The sequence below is a fragment of the Nocardioides sp. SYSU D00065 genome (genome assembly GCF_017916425.1).
Taxonomy (GTDB): Bacteria; Actinomycetota; Actinomycetes; order Propionibacteriales; family Nocardioidaceae; genus Nocardioides.
The window spans coordinates 220,022-237,309 of the sequence record NZ_JAFMSX010000003.1; the positions used below are offsets into that span (position 1 = coordinate 220,022).

At 72.6% G+C, this 17,288-nt stretch carries 20 protein-coding genes; 9 read left to right on the forward strand and 11 right to left on the reverse strand.

The genetic code is table 11. The features are described from left to right. Positions 1–83: 83 nt before the first annotated feature. Complete coding sequence (locus J3P41_RS14515; protein ID WP_210651074.1) at positions 84–473, forward strand: hypothetical protein; 390 nt, start codon at positions 84–86, stop codon at positions 471–473. A gap of 108 nt (positions 474–581) precedes the next feature. Here the strand turns inward: J3P41_RS14515 and J3P41_RS14520 are convergent, their stop codons facing one another. Further along, the gene (locus J3P41_RS14520) at positions 582–1,463 is read right to left on the reverse strand and encodes an Fpg/Nei family DNA glycosylase (protein ID WP_210651075.1); all 882 of its coding nucleotides are present in this window, start codon (positions 1,461–1,463) and stop codon (positions 582–584) included. A 57-nt stretch (positions 1,464–1,520) separates the two neighbouring features. Here J3P41_RS14520 and J3P41_RS14525 point away from each other — a divergent pair, with 57 nt between their 5' ends. Next, positions 1,521–1,784 carry a hypothetical protein gene (locus J3P41_RS14525; protein ID WP_210651076.1) on the forward strand — a complete coding sequence of 88 codons (264 nt, stop codon included), beginning with the start codon at positions 1,521–1,523 and terminating at the stop codon, positions 1,782–1,784. A gap of 190 nt (positions 1,785–1,974) precedes the next feature. Further along, on the forward strand, positions 1,975–3,183 hold the full coding sequence (locus J3P41_RS14530) for an ATP-binding protein (protein WP_210651077.1): 1,209 nt from the start codon (positions 1,975–1,977) through the stop codon (positions 3,181–3,183). Positions 3,184–3,405: 222 nt separating this feature from the next. On the opposite strand, the gene J3P41_RS14535 is transcribed toward J3P41_RS14530, so the two are convergent. Further along, positions 3,406–4,821 (reverse strand): NAD(P)/FAD-dependent oxidoreductase, encoded by a 1,416-nt coding sequence (locus tag J3P41_RS14535; RefSeq protein WP_210651078.1) that lies wholly within the window; start codon positions 4,819–4,821, stop codon positions 3,406–3,408. Between the two features lie 173 nt (positions 4,822–4,994). Between J3P41_RS14535 and J3P41_RS14540 the strand changes: the two genes are divergently transcribed. Beyond that, on the forward strand, positions 4,995–5,996 hold the full coding sequence (locus tag J3P41_RS14540; RefSeq protein WP_210651079.1) for a TerC family protein: 1,002 nt from the start codon (positions 4,995–4,997) through the stop codon (positions 5,994–5,996). A 34-nt stretch (positions 5,997–6,030) separates the two neighbouring features. Here J3P41_RS14540 and J3P41_RS14545 read toward each other — a convergent pair whose 3' ends face one another. After that, on the reverse strand, positions 6,031–6,789 hold the full coding sequence (locus tag J3P41_RS14545; protein ID WP_210651080.1) for an endo alpha-1,4 polygalactosaminidase: 759 nt from the start codon (positions 6,787–6,789) through the stop codon (positions 6,031–6,033). A 20-nt stretch (positions 6,790–6,809) separates the two neighbouring features. After that, positions 6,810–7,433, reverse strand: a complete 624-nt coding sequence (locus tag J3P41_RS14550) for a LysE family translocator (protein WP_210651081.1) — start codon at positions 7,431–7,433, stop codon at positions 6,810–6,812. A 462-nt stretch (positions 7,434–7,895) separates the two neighbouring features. Here J3P41_RS14550 and J3P41_RS14555 point away from each other — a divergent pair, with 462 nt between their 5' ends. The 3 genes from J3P41_RS14555 to J3P41_RS14565 all read left to right on the forward strand — a co-directional run bounded on the left by J3P41_RS14555 (position 7,896) and on the right by J3P41_RS14565 (position 9,731). After that, positions 7,896–8,150, forward strand: a complete 255-nt coding sequence (locus J3P41_RS14555; RefSeq protein ID WP_210651082.1) for a DUF2087 domain-containing protein — start codon at positions 7,896–7,898, stop codon at positions 8,148–8,150. A 17-nt stretch (positions 8,151–8,167) separates the two neighbouring features. Continuing rightward, positions 8,168–8,509 (forward strand): UBP-type zinc finger domain-containing protein, encoded by a 342-nt coding sequence (locus tag J3P41_RS14560; protein ID WP_210651083.1) that lies wholly within the window; start codon positions 8,168–8,170, stop codon positions 8,507–8,509. Between the two features lie 289 nt (positions 8,510–8,798). After that, the gene (locus J3P41_RS14565) at positions 8,799–9,731 is read left to right on the forward strand and encodes a DUF5926 family protein (RefSeq protein ID WP_210651084.1); all 933 of its coding nucleotides are present in this window, start codon (positions 8,799–8,801) and stop codon (positions 9,729–9,731) included. A 200-nt stretch (positions 9,732–9,931) separates the two neighbouring features. On the opposite strand, the gene J3P41_RS14570 is transcribed toward J3P41_RS14565, so the two are convergent. After that, positions 9,932–10,669: a GAF and ANTAR domain-containing protein gene (locus tag J3P41_RS14570; protein ID WP_210651085.1), complete on the reverse strand. Its 738-nt coding sequence runs from the start codon at positions 10,667–10,669 to the stop codon at positions 9,932–9,934. A 276-nt stretch (positions 10,670–10,945) separates the two neighbouring features. Here J3P41_RS14570 and J3P41_RS14575 point away from each other — a divergent pair, with 276 nt between their 5' ends. Next, entirely contained in the window at positions 10,946–11,377 is a 432-nt protein-coding gene (locus J3P41_RS14575) for a hypothetical protein (protein WP_210651086.1), read from the forward strand. A gap of 33 nt (positions 11,378–11,410) precedes the next feature. Here the strand turns inward: J3P41_RS14575 and J3P41_RS14580 are convergent, their stop codons facing one another. The 6 genes from J3P41_RS14580 to J3P41_RS14605 all read right to left on the reverse strand — a co-directional run bounded on the left by J3P41_RS14580 (position 11,411) and on the right by J3P41_RS14605 (position 16,807). After that, complete coding sequence (locus J3P41_RS14580) at positions 11,411–12,430, reverse strand: adenylate/guanylate cyclase domain-containing protein (RefSeq protein ID WP_307862010.1); 1,020 nt, start codon at positions 12,428–12,430, stop codon at positions 11,411–11,413. Between the two features lie 5 nt (positions 12,431–12,435). Beyond that, positions 12,436–12,810, reverse strand: coding sequence for a cyclic nucleotide-binding domain-containing protein (locus J3P41_RS14585; protein WP_210651087.1), 375 nt, complete (start codon positions 12,808–12,810; stop codon positions 12,436–12,438). Positions 12,811–12,868: 58 nt separating this feature from the next. Then, on the reverse strand, positions 12,869–14,104 hold the full coding sequence (locus J3P41_RS14590) for an arginine deiminase (protein ID WP_210651088.1): 1,236 nt from the start codon (positions 14,102–14,104) through the stop codon (positions 12,869–12,871). 84 nt (positions 14,105–14,188) lie between these two features. Next, positions 14,189–15,331, reverse strand: coding sequence for a GNAT family N-acetyltransferase (locus tag J3P41_RS14595; RefSeq protein WP_210651089.1), 1,143 nt, complete (start codon positions 15,329–15,331; stop codon positions 14,189–14,191). Then, complete coding sequence (locus J3P41_RS14600) at positions 15,313–15,915, reverse strand: TMEM165/GDT1 family protein (RefSeq protein ID WP_307862011.1); 603 nt, start codon at positions 15,913–15,915, stop codon at positions 15,313–15,315. Before J3P41_RS14600 ends, J3P41_RS14595 begins: the two co-directional genes overlap by 19 nt. 16 nt (positions 15,916–15,931) lie before the next feature. Then, the gene (locus tag J3P41_RS14605) at positions 15,932–16,807 is read right to left on the reverse strand and encodes a prephenate dehydratase (RefSeq protein ID WP_307862012.1); all 876 of its coding nucleotides are present in this window, start codon (positions 16,805–16,807) and stop codon (positions 15,932–15,934) included. Between the two features lie 69 nt (positions 16,808–16,876). On the opposite strand from J3P41_RS14605, the gene J3P41_RS14610 reads away from it, so the two are divergent. Further along, complete coding sequence (locus tag J3P41_RS14610; protein ID WP_210651090.1) at positions 16,877–17,275, forward strand: DUF4446 family protein; 399 nt, start codon at positions 16,877–16,879, stop codon at positions 17,273–17,275. The last annotated feature ends 13 nt before the right edge of the window (positions 17,276–17,288 follow it).

Genomic DNA, 17,288 nt, shown 5'->3' on the forward strand with positions numbered 1-17,288 from the left:
GGCCCGTCTCCTAGCCCCGCCCCGAGGCGCCGGCGTACCGCCGTCCTCGGGGCGGGTAGCATCGACGCCGAGAGGGGGTAGGCATGGCCATCTCGCGCCACGGCAAGATCTGCTCCTTCTGCGGCACGCCAGGGGGCCCCGGGACCGACCTGCCCCTCGTCGGCGGGCTCGGGGCGCAGGTGTGCTCGACGTGCGTCGACGACTTCCACGCGCTCCTGCACGACGAGAACCAGCTCGCCGGAGCGCGCGGCAGCTCGCCCTGGGACACGATGAGCGACGCCGACCTGCTCGCGACCCTGCCGCGGATCATCGCCTCCGCCGAGCAGAACGCCGCCTTCGCCCAGGAGTGGGTCGGGCTGCTGCGGGGACGCGCGATCTCCTGGGCGGAGATCGGTCGCGCCCTCGGCGTGAGCCGTCAGGCGGCCTGGGAGAGGTTCGCCAAGAAATCCGGCGACAGCAGCGCCACGGCGTGACATGATCGGGTCTCGTCAAGCTAGTCTTGACGAGACGACGGCGTCGGGCGGACCGTCACGGGGGTGGGGCCGACCGGCGCCGTCGGCGTCTCGTCGCGGCCGCTCGGCTCACTTGAGCAGCTTGGACAGCCGTCGGTCCGCGAGCGGCTTCCCGCCGGTCTGGCAGGTGGGGCAGTACTGCAGGCTGGAGTCGGCGAAGGACACCTCCCGCACCACGTCGCCGCACACCGGGCAGGCCTGGCCGGTGCGGCCGTGCACGGCCAGGTTGCTCTTCTTCTCGCCCTTCAGCTCGCTCGCCGCGAGCCCGCTGGAGCGCCGGACCGCGTCACCCAGCGTCGAGCGGATCGCGACGTACAGCGTCTGCAGGTCGTCCTCGTCCAGGCTGTTGGCGGGCTTGAACGGCGACATCCGTGCGGCGTGCAGGATCTCGTCGGAGTACGCGTTGCCGATGCCGGCGACGATCGACTGCATCCGCAGCACGCCCTTGATCTGCTTGCGCCCCTCCGCCTGGAGGATGTCCGCCAGCACGTCGCGGGTGAAGGACTCGTCGAGCGGGTCCGGGCCGAGGCGGGCGATGCCCTCGACCTCCTGCGGGTCGCGCACGACGTAGATGGCCAGGCCCTTGCGGGTGCCCGCCTCGGTGATGTCGAGCCCGGGCTGAGCGTCGAGGTCGGGGTCGTCGATCACCACGCGCGCGGCGAGCGGGTTCTTGCTGTTGGGCCGCGCCGGCGTGGCGGGGACCTCGTCGCGCCAGCGGATCCAGCCGGCGCGGGCGAGGTGGATGACCAGGTGGACGCCGCTGGCGTCGATGTCGAGGAACTTGCCCCACCGCGTGACGTCGTCCACCAGCGTCCCGTGCAGTGCGCTCAGCGGCGGGTCGAAGGTCTTCAGGGCGCTGAAGGCCGCCAGGTCGACGCGGCTGATCGCCCGGCCGACCAGGCGGCCGCGCAGGTCCTGGACGAGGGCTTCGACCTCGGGGAGCTCGGGCACGTACCCGAGTCTAGGCAGCGTCTAGGCAGACCCATGTGTTGCGGGTCACAATGGCACATGGTCCAGCCGCGCGTACCCCGCACCGGAGCGGTCTTCCTCGACCCCCGCGGAGAGGACCGCTCGCTGCGCGTCACCTGGCACGAGGAGTCGCAGCTGGTGGTGCTCTCGCTGTGGCGCGACAACGTCTGCGCCGGCACCTTCCGGCTCGCCGCCGACGAGGTCCCGGACCTGATCGCGCTGCTGCGCCGCGGGCTCGACCAGGCGTACGACGCCGCCCGCGAGCGGGTCGAGCGGGCAGAGACGCCCAGCCGGGCGGGCTGATTCGCGCTTCGCCGTTCGTCGGGGGTGCTCTGCTGCGTGTGTTGGGATCCCCGGCTAGCCGGGGAAACTGGAGGTTACCGGCCGAAACTTCGGGGGTGAGGCTCGAGGATCCCCGGCTCACCGGGGATCGCGACTCGCGGAGTATCGCTTGATCTAAGGATCGTCCTAGAGTCAGCGATACGGTCACATCATGGACCCGATCCGCAATCCGTACGCTCCGGGCGCGGGACAGCGGCCGCCGGAGCTCGCCGGCCGCGACGAGCAGCTGGCGGCGTTCGAGGTGGTCCTGGAGCGCGTGGCCAAGGGGCGGCCGGAGCGGAGCCTGGTGCTCACCGGCCTGCGCGGGGTCGGCAAGACGGTCCTGCTCAACGCGCTGCGCGGGAGCGCCGTACGGAAGGGCTGGGGCACCGGCAAGCTCGAGGCACGGCCGGGCCAGGGACTGCGACGCCCGCTCAGCAGCGCGCTGCACCAAGCCGTGCGCGAGCTCGGCCATCCCTCCGGCGACGAGGTCGACCACGTCCTCGGCGTGATCAAGTCCTTCGCCCACCGCGACGCGGGCGCGGGCGCCCGGCTCAAGGACCAGTGGAGCCCGGGCATCGACGCGCCCGCCGTACGGGGTCGCGCCGACAGCGGCGACGTCGAGATCGATCTCGTCGAGCTCTTCACCGACCTCGGCGGGCTCGCCGCCGACATCGGCAAGGGCGTCGCGATCTTCCTCGACGAGATGCAGGACCTCGGGCCCGACGACGTCTCGGCGCTGTGCGCCGCCTGTCACGAGCTGAGTCAGTCCGGGCTGCCGGTGATCGTGGTGGGTGCCGGGCTGCCGCACCTGCCGGCGGTGCTGAGCGCCAGCAAGTCGTACAGCGAGCGGCTCTTCCGCTACCAGCGGATCGACCGGCTCGCCCGCGAGGCGGCCGATCGCGCGCTCGAGGCGCCCGCGGCCGACGAGGACGCGGCGTACGAGCCCGACGCCCTGGCCGCGATGTACGACGCCACCGGCGGCTACCCGTACTTCATCCAGGCCTACGGCAAGGCGGTGTGGGACCTGGCGCCGCGCTCGCCGATCACCGCGGCGGACGTCGCCGTCGCCGCACCCGAGGCGGAGTCCGAGCTCGCCGTCGGGTTCTTCGGCTCGCGCTACGAGCGTGCGACGCCGGGGGAGCGCGACTACCTGATGGCGATGGCCGACGTCGCTGCCGAGCAGCCAGCGTCGAGCGGCGACCCTGGCGCCGATGCGGTCCTCAGCTCCGACGTCGCGGCGCGGCTGGGCAAGAAGCCGCAGTCACTCTCGCCGGCGCGCGACTCGTTGCTCAAGAAGGGCCTCGTCTACTCCGGGGAGCGCGGCCGGATCGCCTTCACGGTGCCGCATTTCGGGCGGTACCTGCGCGAGCGCGGCTGAGGTCGCGGGCGTCGGGCCGCGGCGGCCAGCGGTGAGCCAGCCACATGAGGGCGCTCGGGAATGTGGCTCACGCACCGCGAGGCCGGGCGTGGCAGCGCTCCGGCAGGCGTACGGCGGCCAGCGGTGAGCCAGCCACATGAGGGCGCTCGACAATGTGGCTCACGCACCGCTCCGGGAGCCGGGAGCCGGGCGCCGGGCGCCCGGAGAACGCGCGAAAGCAGCTCAGGACCCCGGCGGCACCCGCAGCTCGCGCGGCAGCTCCTCGAGCAGGCGCAGGTACAGCTCGCTGGCGGTGGGGTACGCCGCCACCGCGTGGCGCAGCACGTGCACCGGGACGCCGCCCACGATCGCCACCGTCGCCGCGTGCAGCAGCTCGGCGACCTCCGGCCCGACGAAGGTCGCGCCGAGCAGCGTCCGGCTGCCGCGGTCCACGACCAGCTGGGCCTCGCCGGCGACGTGGTCGCGGAGCAGGCCGGTGCCGGCGGCCGACGAGGTCGGCACGCGCGAGACCACCACGTCGTGCCCGGCCTCCCGCGCCTCCGCCTCGGTCATCCCCACGCTGGCGACCTCGGGGTCGGTGAACACGACCTGCGGGACCGGGGCCTCGCGCTCGGGCTCCCAGGCGGCGCGACCGGATGCAGCGGCGGCGATGCGTGCCCCGACCACACGCGCCTGATGCTTGCCCCAGTGGGTCAGCGGCGCACCACCGCTGGCGTCGCCCACCGCGTGCAGCCACTCGGGCATCCGTCCGCCGGTGACGTCGTCGGCGGTGAGACCCACGGCGTCCAGCGCCAGGTCGTCGAGCCGCGGCGTGCGGCCGACCGACAGCAGCAGCTCGTCGACCTCGACGTCGCCGTCCGAGGTGTGCAGGGTGACCTTGCCGCCGTGGATACGTCCGGTGCCCGTGGCCGCCGGCGAGTCCCGGTGCACGTCCTCGACGGACGTGTCGAGGCGGACCGTGATCCCGCGCTCGCGCAGCCCGGCCAGCACCGCCTCGCCGGCGAACGGCTCGCTCCGGCCGAGCAGCCGGTCGCCGCGCACGAGCAGCGTGACCTCGGAGCCGAGCGCCGCCATCCAGACCGCGGCCTCGCAGGCGACGACGCCGCCGCCGACGATCGCGAGCCTGCCCGGCACCTCGACGACGCCGGTCGCGTCGCGGGAGTCCCACGGCAGCGCGTCGGCGTACAGCTGAGGGACCCGCGCCTGGCTCCCCGTCGCGATCACGACCGCGTGCCGGGCTCGCACGAGCTGCTCACCGGAGGAGGAGGTGACCCGCACCGTGCGCTCGCCGACCAGCCGGCCCGCGCCGCGCAGCACCGCGAGACCGGCCCCCTCCGCCCAGGACACCTGGCCGGAGTCGTCGTAGTGGGAGACCCAGTAGTCGCGGCGCGCGAGGAGGCCGCCGGGCTCCACCTGCGCCGTCGAGACGCCGTCGAGGTCGCCCGTCGCGTCGGCGACGCTGATCGGGCGCAGCAGCGCCTTGCTCGGCATGCAGGCCCAATAGCTGCACTCCCCGCCGAGCAGCTCGCGCTCGACGATGGCAGCCGTCAGCTCGGTGCCCTCCACGGCGTACTGCGCGGCGTTCTCGCCCGCCGGGCCGCCGCCGAGGACCACGACGTCGTACTCCAGGTTCTCCATGTCCGCACCCTACGGCGCCCAGTTGGCGGCGCCCTTGCCCGTTCAACTACCATGAGCGCCGAGGGGAGTACCCCACCAACCTCCGTCGGTCAGTTCGGCGCCTCCACAGGCGTCCCGGCGGGGACCGGCGCAGCCGGCGGGGGAGACCTCAGGACACCATCCTGAGGAGACCCATGTCGTCCATCGCGTCCCCCACCCTGTGGCTCGTCACCATCGGAGTGGTCGTCGCCCTGCTCGTCGTCGACTTCATCGCCACCCGCCGACCCCACGAGGTCTCGATGAAGGAGGCCCTGGCCTGGTCGGCGTTCTACGTCGCGCTGCCGCTGACCTTCGGGCTGTACGTCTGGAGCGCCCACGGCGGTGACCGGGGCCTGGAGTACTACACCGGCTACCTGGTCGAGAAGACGCTGAGCGTCGACAACCTCTTCGTCTTCATGCTGCTGCTCGCTGCCTTCGCCGTTCCGGAGGTGCTCAAGCAACGGGTGCTGCTCTACGGCATCGTCGGCGCGCTCGTCCTGCGCGGGATCTTCATCGCGCTCGGCGCCGCGGCCCTGTCGGCCTTCGACTGGGTGTTCCTCGTCTTCGGCGCGATCCTGCTCGTCACCGGTCTCAAGATGCTGCGCGACGCCGTGCGCGGCGAGGAGCACCAGGTCGACGTGGGCGAGATGCGCCTGGTGAGGCTCATGCGCCGCGTCATGCCGGTGAGCGACGAGTACGACGGCCCCCGCCTCACCGTCGTCCGCGACGGAGTGCGGGCGCTGACCCCCTTCGCGCTGGTGACCGTCGCCGTGCTCGGCACCGACATCGTGTTCGCCGTCGACTCCGTGCCCGCCGTCTACGGCATCACCGGCGACCCCTACCTGGTCTTCGTCACCAACGCCTTCGCCCTGCTCGGCCTGCGGGCGCTGTACTTCGTGCTCGAGGGGGCGCTGGCCGCGCTGGTCCACCTCAGCTACGGCCTCGCCGCCATCTTGGGCTTCATCGGCTTCAAGCTCGTGCTGCACTGGGCCCACCTGGTGTGGCCGTCGGTGCCCGACGTGCCGACCCTCGCCTCGCTGTTCGTGATCGTCGGCATCCTGGCCGCGACCGTCACCACGAGCCTGCTGGCCAGTCGGCGCGAGCGCGCGCGGTCCGCGCAGGCCGACGACGAGCCCGAGGCCGTCGGCACCCACTGACCGACCGCCGCCCGACCCGGCCGGGCGGCGTACGTCAGCACCAGCGGCGTACGCCGCCCGGCGTGACGGCGCGGTCGCGCAGCACGACCGGCAGCTGGTCGTCGAAGCCGGCGCAGGTCCGTTCGAAGTCGCGGACGCGGTACTCCACGACGAGGACCTGGTCGCCGTACGCGTCGGTGTAGCGCCCGCACTCGTCGTAGCGCCCGCACTCCTCGGCGATCGCCAGGTCGAAGCCGGCGCGCGTGCCGTCCCAGCCTGCCCAGTTCTTCTGCGCGGCCGCCAGGTCGTGCTCGTGGGCGATGGAGGTCAGCAGCCGCGCGAATCGCTGCGCGTGCCTCGGCCGCAGCAGGCCGTGGCTGCGGGAGAAGGAGTCGAGGTTGTCGTACTCGACGGCGTCGAAGCCGTCGCGGGCGCAGCCAGCGACCCAGCGCCCGACGATCCGCGCGAGGCGCTCGCGCCGCTGGGGGGTGCGGATGTCGAGCAGCCACTCCCCCCACGCTTCGTCGGCGACGAGCCGGCCGCGGGCATCGGTGAGCAGCAGGTCGCGGTGCCGCCGCCAGAAGCCGCGCTCGTCGGGCTGGGTCTGGAACCCGTTGACGTAGCAGACGTTGTAGCGCCCCGGTGCGGGCGCGGCGGTGCGGTCGCGGACCACGATCCCGACGTGGTCGGGAAGGTCGGCGGCACCTCCGAGCTGGTAGTCGGCGTCCGTCCCGGCCGGCATCGGCTCGGGGTCGGCGTACGCCGGCGCGGAAAGCGCGAGCAGCAGCAGGAGCGTGGAGACGAGAATGCGCACGACGCGACCCTACGGGCGCGTCACTCCACCGTCAGCATGGTCGCGCCGAGACCGATCATCATCGTGCCCCCGGTGGCGCTGAGGGTGTCGAGGCGTGCGGGGCGGCGGGCGAACCAGGTGCGCGCCGTGCCGGCGGCCAAGGCCCAGACGCTGTCCGAGACGCCGGCCATCGCGCTGAACACCAGCCCGAGCAGCATCGTCTGCAGCGCCACGGCCCCGCCCGGGTCCGCGAACTGGGGCAGGAAGGCCACGAAGAAGACGATGGTCTTGGGGTTGGTCGCACCGACCGTGAAGCCGATCCGCACCGGGTGACCGCGCCGGGTCGGACCGGCGGCGGCCATCGCCAGCCGCGCGTCGCTGCGGTGACGGATCGCCTGCACGCCCAGCCAGATGACGTACGTCGCTCCCGCCACCTTCACGACGGTGTACGCCGTCGCGCTGGCCGCCACGACCGCGCCGAGCCCGGCCGCGACCAGGACCACCTGGGCGAGCACGCCGAGCCCGTTGCCGAGCACCGAGAGGAGCGCCTCGCGCCGGCCCACCGTGAGTGCGCGGCCGATGGTGAACAGCAGGCTGGGCCCCGGGACCTGGATGAACAGGAACGAGGCGACGAGGAATGCGACCCACTGGCTCGACGACGGCACGGACCCAGTGTGGATCCACCCCGGCGGCGCTGTCAGCCGGATTCCGCCTCGCCCCCGCGCCGGACGTCTGGCAGACTCCGTCACGAGGGCGACGTCCAGCGCCCAGCCCGCGCAACGGCCCCAGTCCGTGCGGTGGCGAAGGGGAGCAGATCCTCGGGCGGTTCCGGAATCCACATCGTTGACGCCCGCTGCAGCGGCGTACTGGGGACGCAGCGCAGTCGAAGGTGATCACGATGACCAGGAACAGTGACTTCAAGCAGGTCGTGCGCGCCCGCATGGCGGCGACCGGCGAGCCCTACACCGCCGCCCGCGCCGCGGTGCAGGCCGGCGCGGCACCCAGCGGCACGGCGTACGACGCCGCGCGCGCCGAGCAGCGGCGGCTGGTGGACCGGCTGTTCACCGACGGGCGCATCGAACGGGTGCCGGCCAGGCGCAAGGTCCGGGTCGCCGTGCTGCTCGAGGTTGCTGTCGAGGTTCGAGACCGGCCGCGAGTACTCCGAGAAGGAGGTCAACGAGATCCTGCTCGGGGTGCACGAGGACTTCGCCTACCTGCGGCGCGAGCTGGTCAACTACCGCTACCTCGAGCGGGAGGACGGCCGCTACCGCACCGCGGCGCACGCGCCGGAGCGGTCCGGGATCGAGCGTCAGGAGATCCCGGCCTGGGAGGCACACTGGCTGCCGGACTTCCTGCGCGGGCGCTGGCCAGCGAGACGCTGACGAGGCAGGCTGGGGCCATGACCGCAGGCATCGATCCCGAGGTGGCACCGTCCGGTCCCGGATGCGTGGAGTGCGATGCCGCCGGCGGCTGGTGGGTGCACCTGCGCCGGTGCGCGCAGTGCGGCCACGTCGGCTGCTGCGACACCAGCCCCGCGCAGCACGCCACCGCCCACTTCGCAGCGACCGGGCACCCGGTCATGCAGAGCTACGAGCCCGGCGAGGACTGGTTCTGGGACTTCAGCAGGTCCAAGGCCCTGGTCGGTCCGCGGTTGGCCGACCCCCAGAGCCGCCCCGCGGACCAGTCGGTCCCGGGGCCGGCCGGCCGGGTGCCGGCGGACTGGCGGGAGCACATCCACTGACGCCGGCGATCGGTAGGCGGCGCACGGTCAGCAGTCCGCGGTGCGGACGACGTCGAGGCGCGACGGCAGCACACAGTTCATAGAGATCCCCATCCCCGCGCCGCCCGGGCGTGTCCCCGCACGCACTGACGAGCGCCGCACGCCGACCATGCCAGGGCTCGCCACCGGGTCCAAGACCCTTCACGGATTTCCCGGCGAACCTTGATGATGCGTCCCCGGGACACGCCCCAGGTCCAGACCAGTGGGTGCCGGGGCGGCCCGACGAGGTGCGACGGATAGGTTCTCGACCATGGCCAAGAAGTCCCGCACCCGCACCCCGTCCGCTCCCGCCGCCACAGGCGAGGTCGGGCCCCGCCAGCCCTGCCCCTGCGGCTCGGGCAAGCGCTACAAGGCCTGCCACGGTGCGGCCGGTGGCGCCGCACCCACCTTCGTCGCACGGCCCTTCGAGGGCATGCCGAGCGAGTGCGACGTGATCGCGCTGCGTGAGCTCGTGCCCGCAGCGACGGCTCCGCTGACGCTCAAGGACGGCGACCGCCGCGTACGCCTGGCGACCCTGCTGCCCGGCGCGGCGCCCGCGATGGTCCGCGACTCCGGCGACATCTGGCTCGGCCTGCAGGTGCAGCACTCCTACGGCAACCCGGCGCGCGACCTGGGTGCCGTGCTCGAGGCCGCGCTCGCCACGGGAGAGCCGGGCGTCGTCGGTCTCAGGTCCGCTCCCGGGGAGGGCCCGGTCCTGCAGGACCTCATCAGCGACACCACCCTGGACATCACCGTCCACGACGGGTTCGACTACTGGATCGACGACATCCCGGAGCGCGACGCCAACATGGAGGCCGCGCTGGAGCAGGCCAACGGCGGCGTGATGCCGACCAGTCGGCTCACGTCGGTCGAGGCGGCGTACTGGACCAACGTGGGCAGCAAGGAGCACCTGCGCTGGGTGATGCCGCACCCCGAGGACACGCTGCTCGACGCGCTGGCCCGGCTGCACGCGGCCGGGCAGGACTCGGTGGCCGAGGGATCGCGCCTCGTCGGCATGTTCCGGGCCCACGGCCTGCTGGCTCCGGTGTGGGACCTGCCCGTCGGCACGGGCGCGGAGGTGCTCGAGGAGCCCGCCGCCAGGTTCGCCGCCGACCTGGCGCAGGCGCTCGACGCGGGTGAGCTCAGCGCTGCCGAGAGGTCTGCTCGAGCCGGCCTGGCCAACCGGCAGGTGACCATCCGCTGAGGAGTGCCCCACGGCTTCTCCACGTGTCGAACACAACCTCCCCAACGGTTGTGCCTGCGCTCGCGGGCGGAGTAGATTCGTCAGTGCCCGGTCGTTGTTGTTTCCCCCGTCAACAACGGCCGGGCCTTTCCATGCCTAGGGCGGTGACGCCTCGCGGCCACCGCCGCCGCCCGCCGTCTTGAGCCGCACCACGGGTGCTCTCAGCGGTCGCGGTCCGTTGTTCCGGTCGGGATGACGCGGGTGCGGATCACCTCGGTGGCGACCTCGCGCAGCTTGAGCTGTTGCGCGGACGACAACCGGGTGAGCAGAGCGAATGCGGCTGTCGCGTCGATCTCGAACCGCTCCATCACGATCCCGCACGCCTGCGCGATGATCGTGCGCGAGTCCAACGCCGTCTCGTAGTGGTCGAGCTGTTGCGCTGCCAGCACGGCGATGGCGATGTGCGCCGCAAGCGCTAGGCCCTCCGCCTTGTCGTCGGCGTCGAAGGCGTCGGGCTGCGTGGAGTACATGCTCAGTGCGCCGATCATGTTCTGCATCGTGAACAGGCGGAACGTCAGGACGCTGCGAGCACCGGTCGACTCGACCAGTCGAGATCCCCACTCGGGCCATCGCTGGTCGTGGGCGAGATCGGGGACGTCGACGGTCTCCTCCTCCCACAGGGTGTCGAGTGCAGGTCCCTGGCCGAGCTCTGCCTGCAGTCGGTCGGCGGTCGCCGCTAGGTCGTCACTGGCCGCGGGCGTCTCCACGCGCCGCTTGCCGTACACCAGCGCGATGCTCGCCGAGTCACAGCCGTCGACGTTGCGGACGAGCATCTCCACAGCGGCCGTCACGGTCGCCTCGGGACCGTCCTGGTCCTGCAGCTGACGGGCAGCCGCAGCCATCCGCTCCGAGATCTCGCCGCTGTGCTCCTTCACGACCGGTCGCTCCTCACTCGTCACACTCCCATCCTCGCCCAGCGGCGGTCGGCCGACGGGGGCGGTCCACCGGGCCGTGTTTTCGACCCGGTGGACCTGGCGGCGCCGGCACGCGCGCATGACGGCGTCCGCTGCCGCGGCTGTTACCCACGTCCGCGCTCGTCATGCGCGCGGGCCATCGGCCGATGGGGGCGTCGCGTGACGCAGATCTCGTCCGCGCGGAGGACCCTGCTCCGTTTCAGGTGGTCGAGCCCGGGTAGACAGAGTCCGACATTCACGTATCGAGAGGTCATCATCACCATGCAACGCATCGCCACCCTTCTCGCCGCCGCCGCACTGTCGCTGGGGTCCCTGCTCGTGCCCGCGAGCGCGACGGCCGCGCCCGAGACCACCGTCGCGGCGCGTGCCGCGGGCGTCAGCTCGCCGTACTACGGCGAGAACCCCAAGCCGATCGCCAAGAAGCTCGGCCTGAAGCCCAAGGGCTCCGTCAAGGCCAAGAAGGGCGTTCAGCAGCTGACCACGGATGCCGCGATCATCACCACCTACCCGAGCAAGAAGCTGCAGGCGAAGGCCGCCAAGGCGACGCAGGAGGTCGCGACCGGCACCGGCGTGACCCTCAACACGGTGTACGCCAAGGGCGTCATCATCCTGGTCCTCGACAACCTCCCCGAGACGGCCACCGCGCTCGCCGACAAGCTCCCGGGTGCCAAGTTCAAGGCGTTCGCGCCCTGATCGCACGCTGATCTGGCGCCGGGTCCCGGCGGGTCAGTCCGCGTCACGCACCGGCCTGACCCGCCAGGCCTCGAGGTGGTCGAAGCCCTTGGCCGACACCCGGCGCAGCCGCCGCCAGCGCCACGTGGCCCCCTCGTCCTCGCCGTCGTGGCCGAGGGCCTCGTGGACGCCTGCGTCGACCAGCACGCTTCCTGGACGGGCGATCGAGGTCAGGCGCGAGGCCACGTTGACGGTCGAGCCGAACATGTCGCCGAGACGGCGTACGACGGATCCGTGGGCGATGCCGGCGCGCACGGCGGGGAACGGGTCGTGCTCGTCGTCGCCGCGCTCGGTCAGCGCGAGCGCGATCGACACCGCGGCAGCCGGGTCGGCGACGGTGAAGAGCACCTCGTCCCCGATGGTCTTGACGACCTGCCCGCCGTGGTCGACCACGAGGGTGGTGGTCTCCTGCTCGAAGCGGTCCACCCACGCGACCAGCTCGGCGCTGCCGAGGCTGCGACTCTGCGTGGTGTAGTCGACGATGTCGACGAAGCAGACCGACAGGCGCGACTCGGCGCGGGTGGGCGCGGTGGCGTCCTGGAGCAGGTGCTGAGCGGCGCTGGCCAGGTGCCGGCGCCAGACGTACGTCTGCAGCTCCTCGACGCGGGGGAGCACGTCCTCGACGAGATCGGCGAGCGACGCCGCGGGGTCGCCGCCGTCGACGGCCAGGCCGGCGAGCAGCGTGGTCTGCCACTCCGCCAGCCGGGCATAGCTGCGCCCCCACGTGCGGACCAGCGCCGCCTGTGACTCCGCGGGCAGGATGCCGATGCGCACGAGGTCCGCGGTCGACCGCAGCGCCGCGACGTCGCGCTCGGCGAAGGCGACGTCGTCGTCCCCGCGGTGCGGGAAGCCGAGCTGGTGCCACAGCGTGATCGCGAGCTCGAGCGGTACGCCCGCGCGCTCGGCGACCTGGACGCGGGTCAGGGTGGGCTGCTCGCCGAGCAGCATGGTCTCGAGGACCTCCGCCGCGTCGGCGGGCACCTGCGGGGCGGGGCGCTCCGCCTCCTCGCCCACCAGGCTCAGCCGCCCTGGACCCGCTCGGCCGCCGCTGCGCGCAGGGCGGCACCGAAGGCGGGGATCTCCTCGGACAGCTCCTCGATCCGCTCGCTCGTGAAGTGCACGACCCGCAGCGGGGTCAGTGCCACCACGGTGGCCGAGCGCAGGGTGCGGTTGACGATGGCGGCCTCACCCACGACCGAGCCGGGACCCAGGATGGCGATCTCCGTGCCGCTCCTGCGCACCGACACCTCCCCCTCGGTGATGAGGTACGCCTTGTCGGCGGGGGTGCCCGCGGTGATGGGCGACCAGCCCTGGGGGACCGTGACGGACCGGCCGGCGGCCAGCACGCGCTCGGCGTCCGCGGGATCCAGGGCGTCCAGGAACGAGTTCGTCATGCCGGATCAACGAGTCAGCGCGACGAACGTGATGCCGGTTCGGTCAACAGTTGTGCACTCAGTCGGCGTGCAGCGGCTCGCGGGCGATCGGGCAGCTCATGCACCGGGGCCCGCCGCGCCCGGAGCCCAGCTCGGAGCCGGCGATCCGGACGACCTCGATGCCGGCGTGCTCCAGGCGGTCGTTGGTCTCGTCGTTGCGCTCGTAGGCGACCGCGACCCGCGGCGCCAGGGCCAGGGTGTTGTTGCCGTCGTCCCACTGCTCGCGCTCAGCGGTGACCGGGTCCAGGCCCGTGTCGATCTGGTGCAGCGTGTCGATCTGCATGGCCTTCGCGGCGGCGACCAGGAACGGCTCGGACTCGCTCACGTCCAGGGTGAGGTCGGACTCGCCCGACCCTGGGTCCGCCACGGTCACGGTCACCGCGCGGAGCGTGTCGGCGACGTTGGGGTACATCACGACCTTGTCGACGTCGACCATCGTGCACACCGTGTCGAGGTGCATGGTCGCCCGCTCCTGCGTGATCGGGACCGCCAGCACGGTGTGGGCGAGGTCGGCGTGGAAGACCTGGCGCGCCAGCCGCTCCACGCCCGCGGGCGTCGTACGCTCGCCGACGCCGACCGCGATCACGCCCGGCGCCAGCAGCAGGACGTCGCCGCCCTCCACGTGCTCGTTGTGCCAACCGTGGATCTTCCGGGTGCCGGCGAAGCGGGGGTGCTCGGTGTAGATGAGCTCGGTGAGCTGGGTCTCCCGCTTGCGTGCCGGCATCGCGAGGCTGGTGACGGCCACCCGGTCGCGGACCCACACGCTGGAGTCGCGGGTGAAGAGCAGGTTGGGCAGCGGGTCGACGAGGAAGTCGTGAGGATCGAGCAGGCTGGTCACCAGTCCGTGGCCGCCGCGCACCTCGTCGTTGCGGATGCCGGCGGTGAGCACGTCGGTCAGCTCGGCGGGGGAGATGTCGCGCAGCGCCTGGGCCAGGTAGCGGCGCATGGTGTCGCCGAGGTGCAGCCCGGAGAGGGCACTGGTGATCGCGTGGTTGCGGGCCAGCTCGCTCTCGAGGGTCTCGGTCAGCAGGTCGGTGAGGTAGAGCACCTCCACCCCACGGTCGCGCAGCGTCTCGGCGAAGGCGTCGTGCTCCTCCTGCGCGCGGCTGACCCACGGGATGCCGTCGAAGAGCAGGCGGTCGTTGTTGCGGGGCGTCAGCCGCTTCAGCTCGTTGCCGGGGCGGTGCAGCATCACGGTGGCCAGTCGGCCGACCTCGCTGTCGGCCCCCAGGGGGCCGGTGGGGGTGGAGACCATGCCTCGGACTCTATCCCTGCGGCCGCTGCGAGCCGCCCGCGCACCGACCGCGCACCGACCGCGCCTGCGGTGCCCGGTCCGCGCTCAGTCGGGCGCTCCGGCGCGCCACTCCTCGGCGAGCAGGGCGTACTCGTAGGAGCTGGTCCAGGTGCCCTTGGACCAGAAGTCGCCCACGCGGTGGACCTCGCGCCGCATGCCCAGCCGCTCGCAGAGGGCGGCGGAGCGATCGTTGCGAGCGTCGAGGTTCGCCACGATGCGCCGCAGCCCGTAGTGCTCGAAGCCGAGGCGGAGCACGGCTCGGGCGGCCTCGGTGGCGAAGCCCCGGCCGGCGTGCTGGGGCAGGATCGTCCAGCCGATCTCGCCCTCGGTCAGACCGGTGCCCTGCAGGTGGAGCATCGAGTCGCCGACGACGTCGCCCGCGTGGGTGACCACCACCAGCCCGACGAACGTCCCGTCGCCGGGCTCGGTGCGGCGGCGCACCATCTCCTGCACCTCCGCGCGGTTCATCGGCCGGCTGAGCAGCATGCTGGTCCACTCCTCCGAGGCCCACGCGTCGACGAACGCGTCGGCGTCGGCGGGCTCGTGGGGGCGCAGCACCAGCCGCTCGGTCCGCAGCGGCCAGTCCGGCGGACCCGGGGTGAGGAAGGCGGCACGTGGGGCGTCGACCCACTGCTCGCGCAGGGTCGGGCCGCCGAAGCGGAGCCGGTCGTAGCCCGTCATCGGCAGCAGCAGCGAGTCCAGACCGGACACGGCGATCACCCCGTCGACCGCCTCGCCCAGCATGCCCCGCCCGAGCGGGTCGTGCGGGTCACGGCGCAGGAGGTCGACGGCGGCCGCAGCCTCCGCGACCCGCTCGGCCGCCTGCTTGATCCGGGTGGGAGTCACCTCGCGGAGGGCGACGTGCTGCCCGGAGAGGTACCTCGCCCACTCCTGCTGGCCGGTCTCGAGGTCTCCCTCCCAGAACGCCACGAACCAGTCGTGCAGCCGGTCGACGCCACCGGCGATGTCGGCCAGCCGGCCGTGCGCTGCCGGCACCATCGCAGTGCCGTCGCCGAGGACGTACGACGGCAGCGGCAGGCGGTCCTCGAGCATCAGCGCCATCGCCTCGTCGGTGGCGGGGACGAAGTGCTCGCGGACGTAGGCGTCGTCCGCGGCGGTCATCGGGTGCTCGCCGTTGACCGCGACGAAGCGGTCGTGGACGGCCTGCGTCAGCGCGTCATCTCCCACACGGTCAAGCCTGCCATCAGCACGCAGACCGTCGCACCCACATAGTGCAGGACCGAGAGCCGGACCCGCTGGAGCAGCAGGCGGCCGACGATCACCGCGAGCCCCGAGACCGCGAGCAGGGCGCCCCAGGCCCCGAGGAACACCGACACCGGGTCGTCGTACTTCGCGACCAGCGAGATCGTCAGCAGCTGCGACAGGTCGCCCCACTCGGCGGCGAACAGGACGAGGAACGACGTGACGACCACCTTGAGGCCGTGGGCGTCGGCGTCCGCCCGGGCGGCGAACTCGTCCTCCTGCCCGTCCTCGTCGTCAGCGGAGCGCGCCTCGCGGAACAGGATCACGGCCCCGACCGCGAACATCAGCGCGGCGACGGTGTGGATCAGCTGCTCCGGCAGGAACGACGCCGCCTTGCCGACGCCGACGGCGACCCCCGTCTGGACGAGGAACGCCAGGCCGACTCCGATCCAGACGAAGAGCGGCCGCATCTTCGTCGACATCACCAAGGTGGCGATGAACGTCTTGTCGGGCAGCTCGACGACGAAGATGGCGCCGAAAGCGAGCGCCACCACCAGCAGATCGATCACGCGGCGAGTGTCTCAGTCACTGCGCGCGGAACGGGTCGGCGGGGTAGACGCCGAGCACCTTGACCTCGGTGGTGAAGAACGCCAGCTCCTCGAGCGCGTTGCGTACGCCGGGATCCTCGGGGTGGCCGTCGACCTCGGCGAGGAACTGGGTCGCGGTGAACTGGCCGTCGACCATGTAGCTCTCCAGCTTGGTCATGTTCACGCCGTTGGTCGCGAAGCCGCCGAGCGCCTTGTAGAGCGCGGCCGGCAGGTTGCGGACGTTGAAGATGAAGGTCGTCACGACCGGTCCGACGCCCGCCGGCGCCTGCTCGAAGTCGCGGGAGAGCACCACGAAGCGGGTGGTGTTGTGCTCCTCGTCCTCGATCTCCTCGCGCAGCACCTGCAGGCCGTAGATCTCCGCGGCCAGGGGCGGCGCGATCGCGGCCTGGGTGGGGTCGCCGGACTCGGCGACCTCGCGGGCGGCCCCGGCGGTGTCGCCCGCGACGACCGGCGTGAGCCCGAGCTCGCGGATCACGCCACGGCACTGGCCCAGCGCGTGCACGTGGCTGTGGACGGTGCGCAGCGTGCCGATGCTGGCCTCCGGGAGGGCCATGAGGGAGAACTGGATGCGGAGGAACCGCTCGCCGACGATGTGCAGGCTGGACGTGGGCAGGAAGTGGTGGATGTCGGCCACCCGCCCGGCGATCGAGTTGTCGATCGGGATCATCGCGAGGTCGGCCTCGCCGGTCTCCACCGCGGCGAAGGCGTGCTCGAAGGAGGCGCACGCGAGCGGCTCCCAGTCGGGGTAGGCCTGCTGGCACACCAGGTGGGAGTTGGCTCCGGGCTCGCCCTGGTAGGCGATCCGGCGCACGGGTCCCGCCGTTCCGGCCTGCGCCGCCTCTGCGTCCGTCACCCGCGGGAGTCTTCCACGGGCGGCCGTGTCCGACCGGTCGTGACCGGCTCGCGAACATAGGGTTCGAGGGTGCTGGTCCTCTCCGTCGTCGCCGTCGTCCTCGCCGCCCTCGCCTGCGTGCTGGCCGCGCTCGCCCTGCGTCGTACGACGCCGCGCCCCGGCGGTGACGGCGTGGACGCGCTGCCCGAGGACGTCCACGGTCTCCGGCAGGAGGTCGCGGCGCTCAGGGTCGAGAACGCCGACGCGCTGCGGCACCTCTCGGTCGTGCGCTACGACGCGTTCGGCGACGTCGGCGGCCACCTCAGCTGGAGCCTGGCCGTGCTCGACGACGCCGGCAACGGCGTCGTCCTCACCTCGATCCACGGCCGCAGCGAGGCGCGCACCTACGCCAAGTCCGTCGCCGGGTGGACCTGCGAGCAGCAGCTCTCGCCCGAGGAGGAGGAGGCCATCCAGCACGCCCGGCCCTGACCGGAACAAGCCG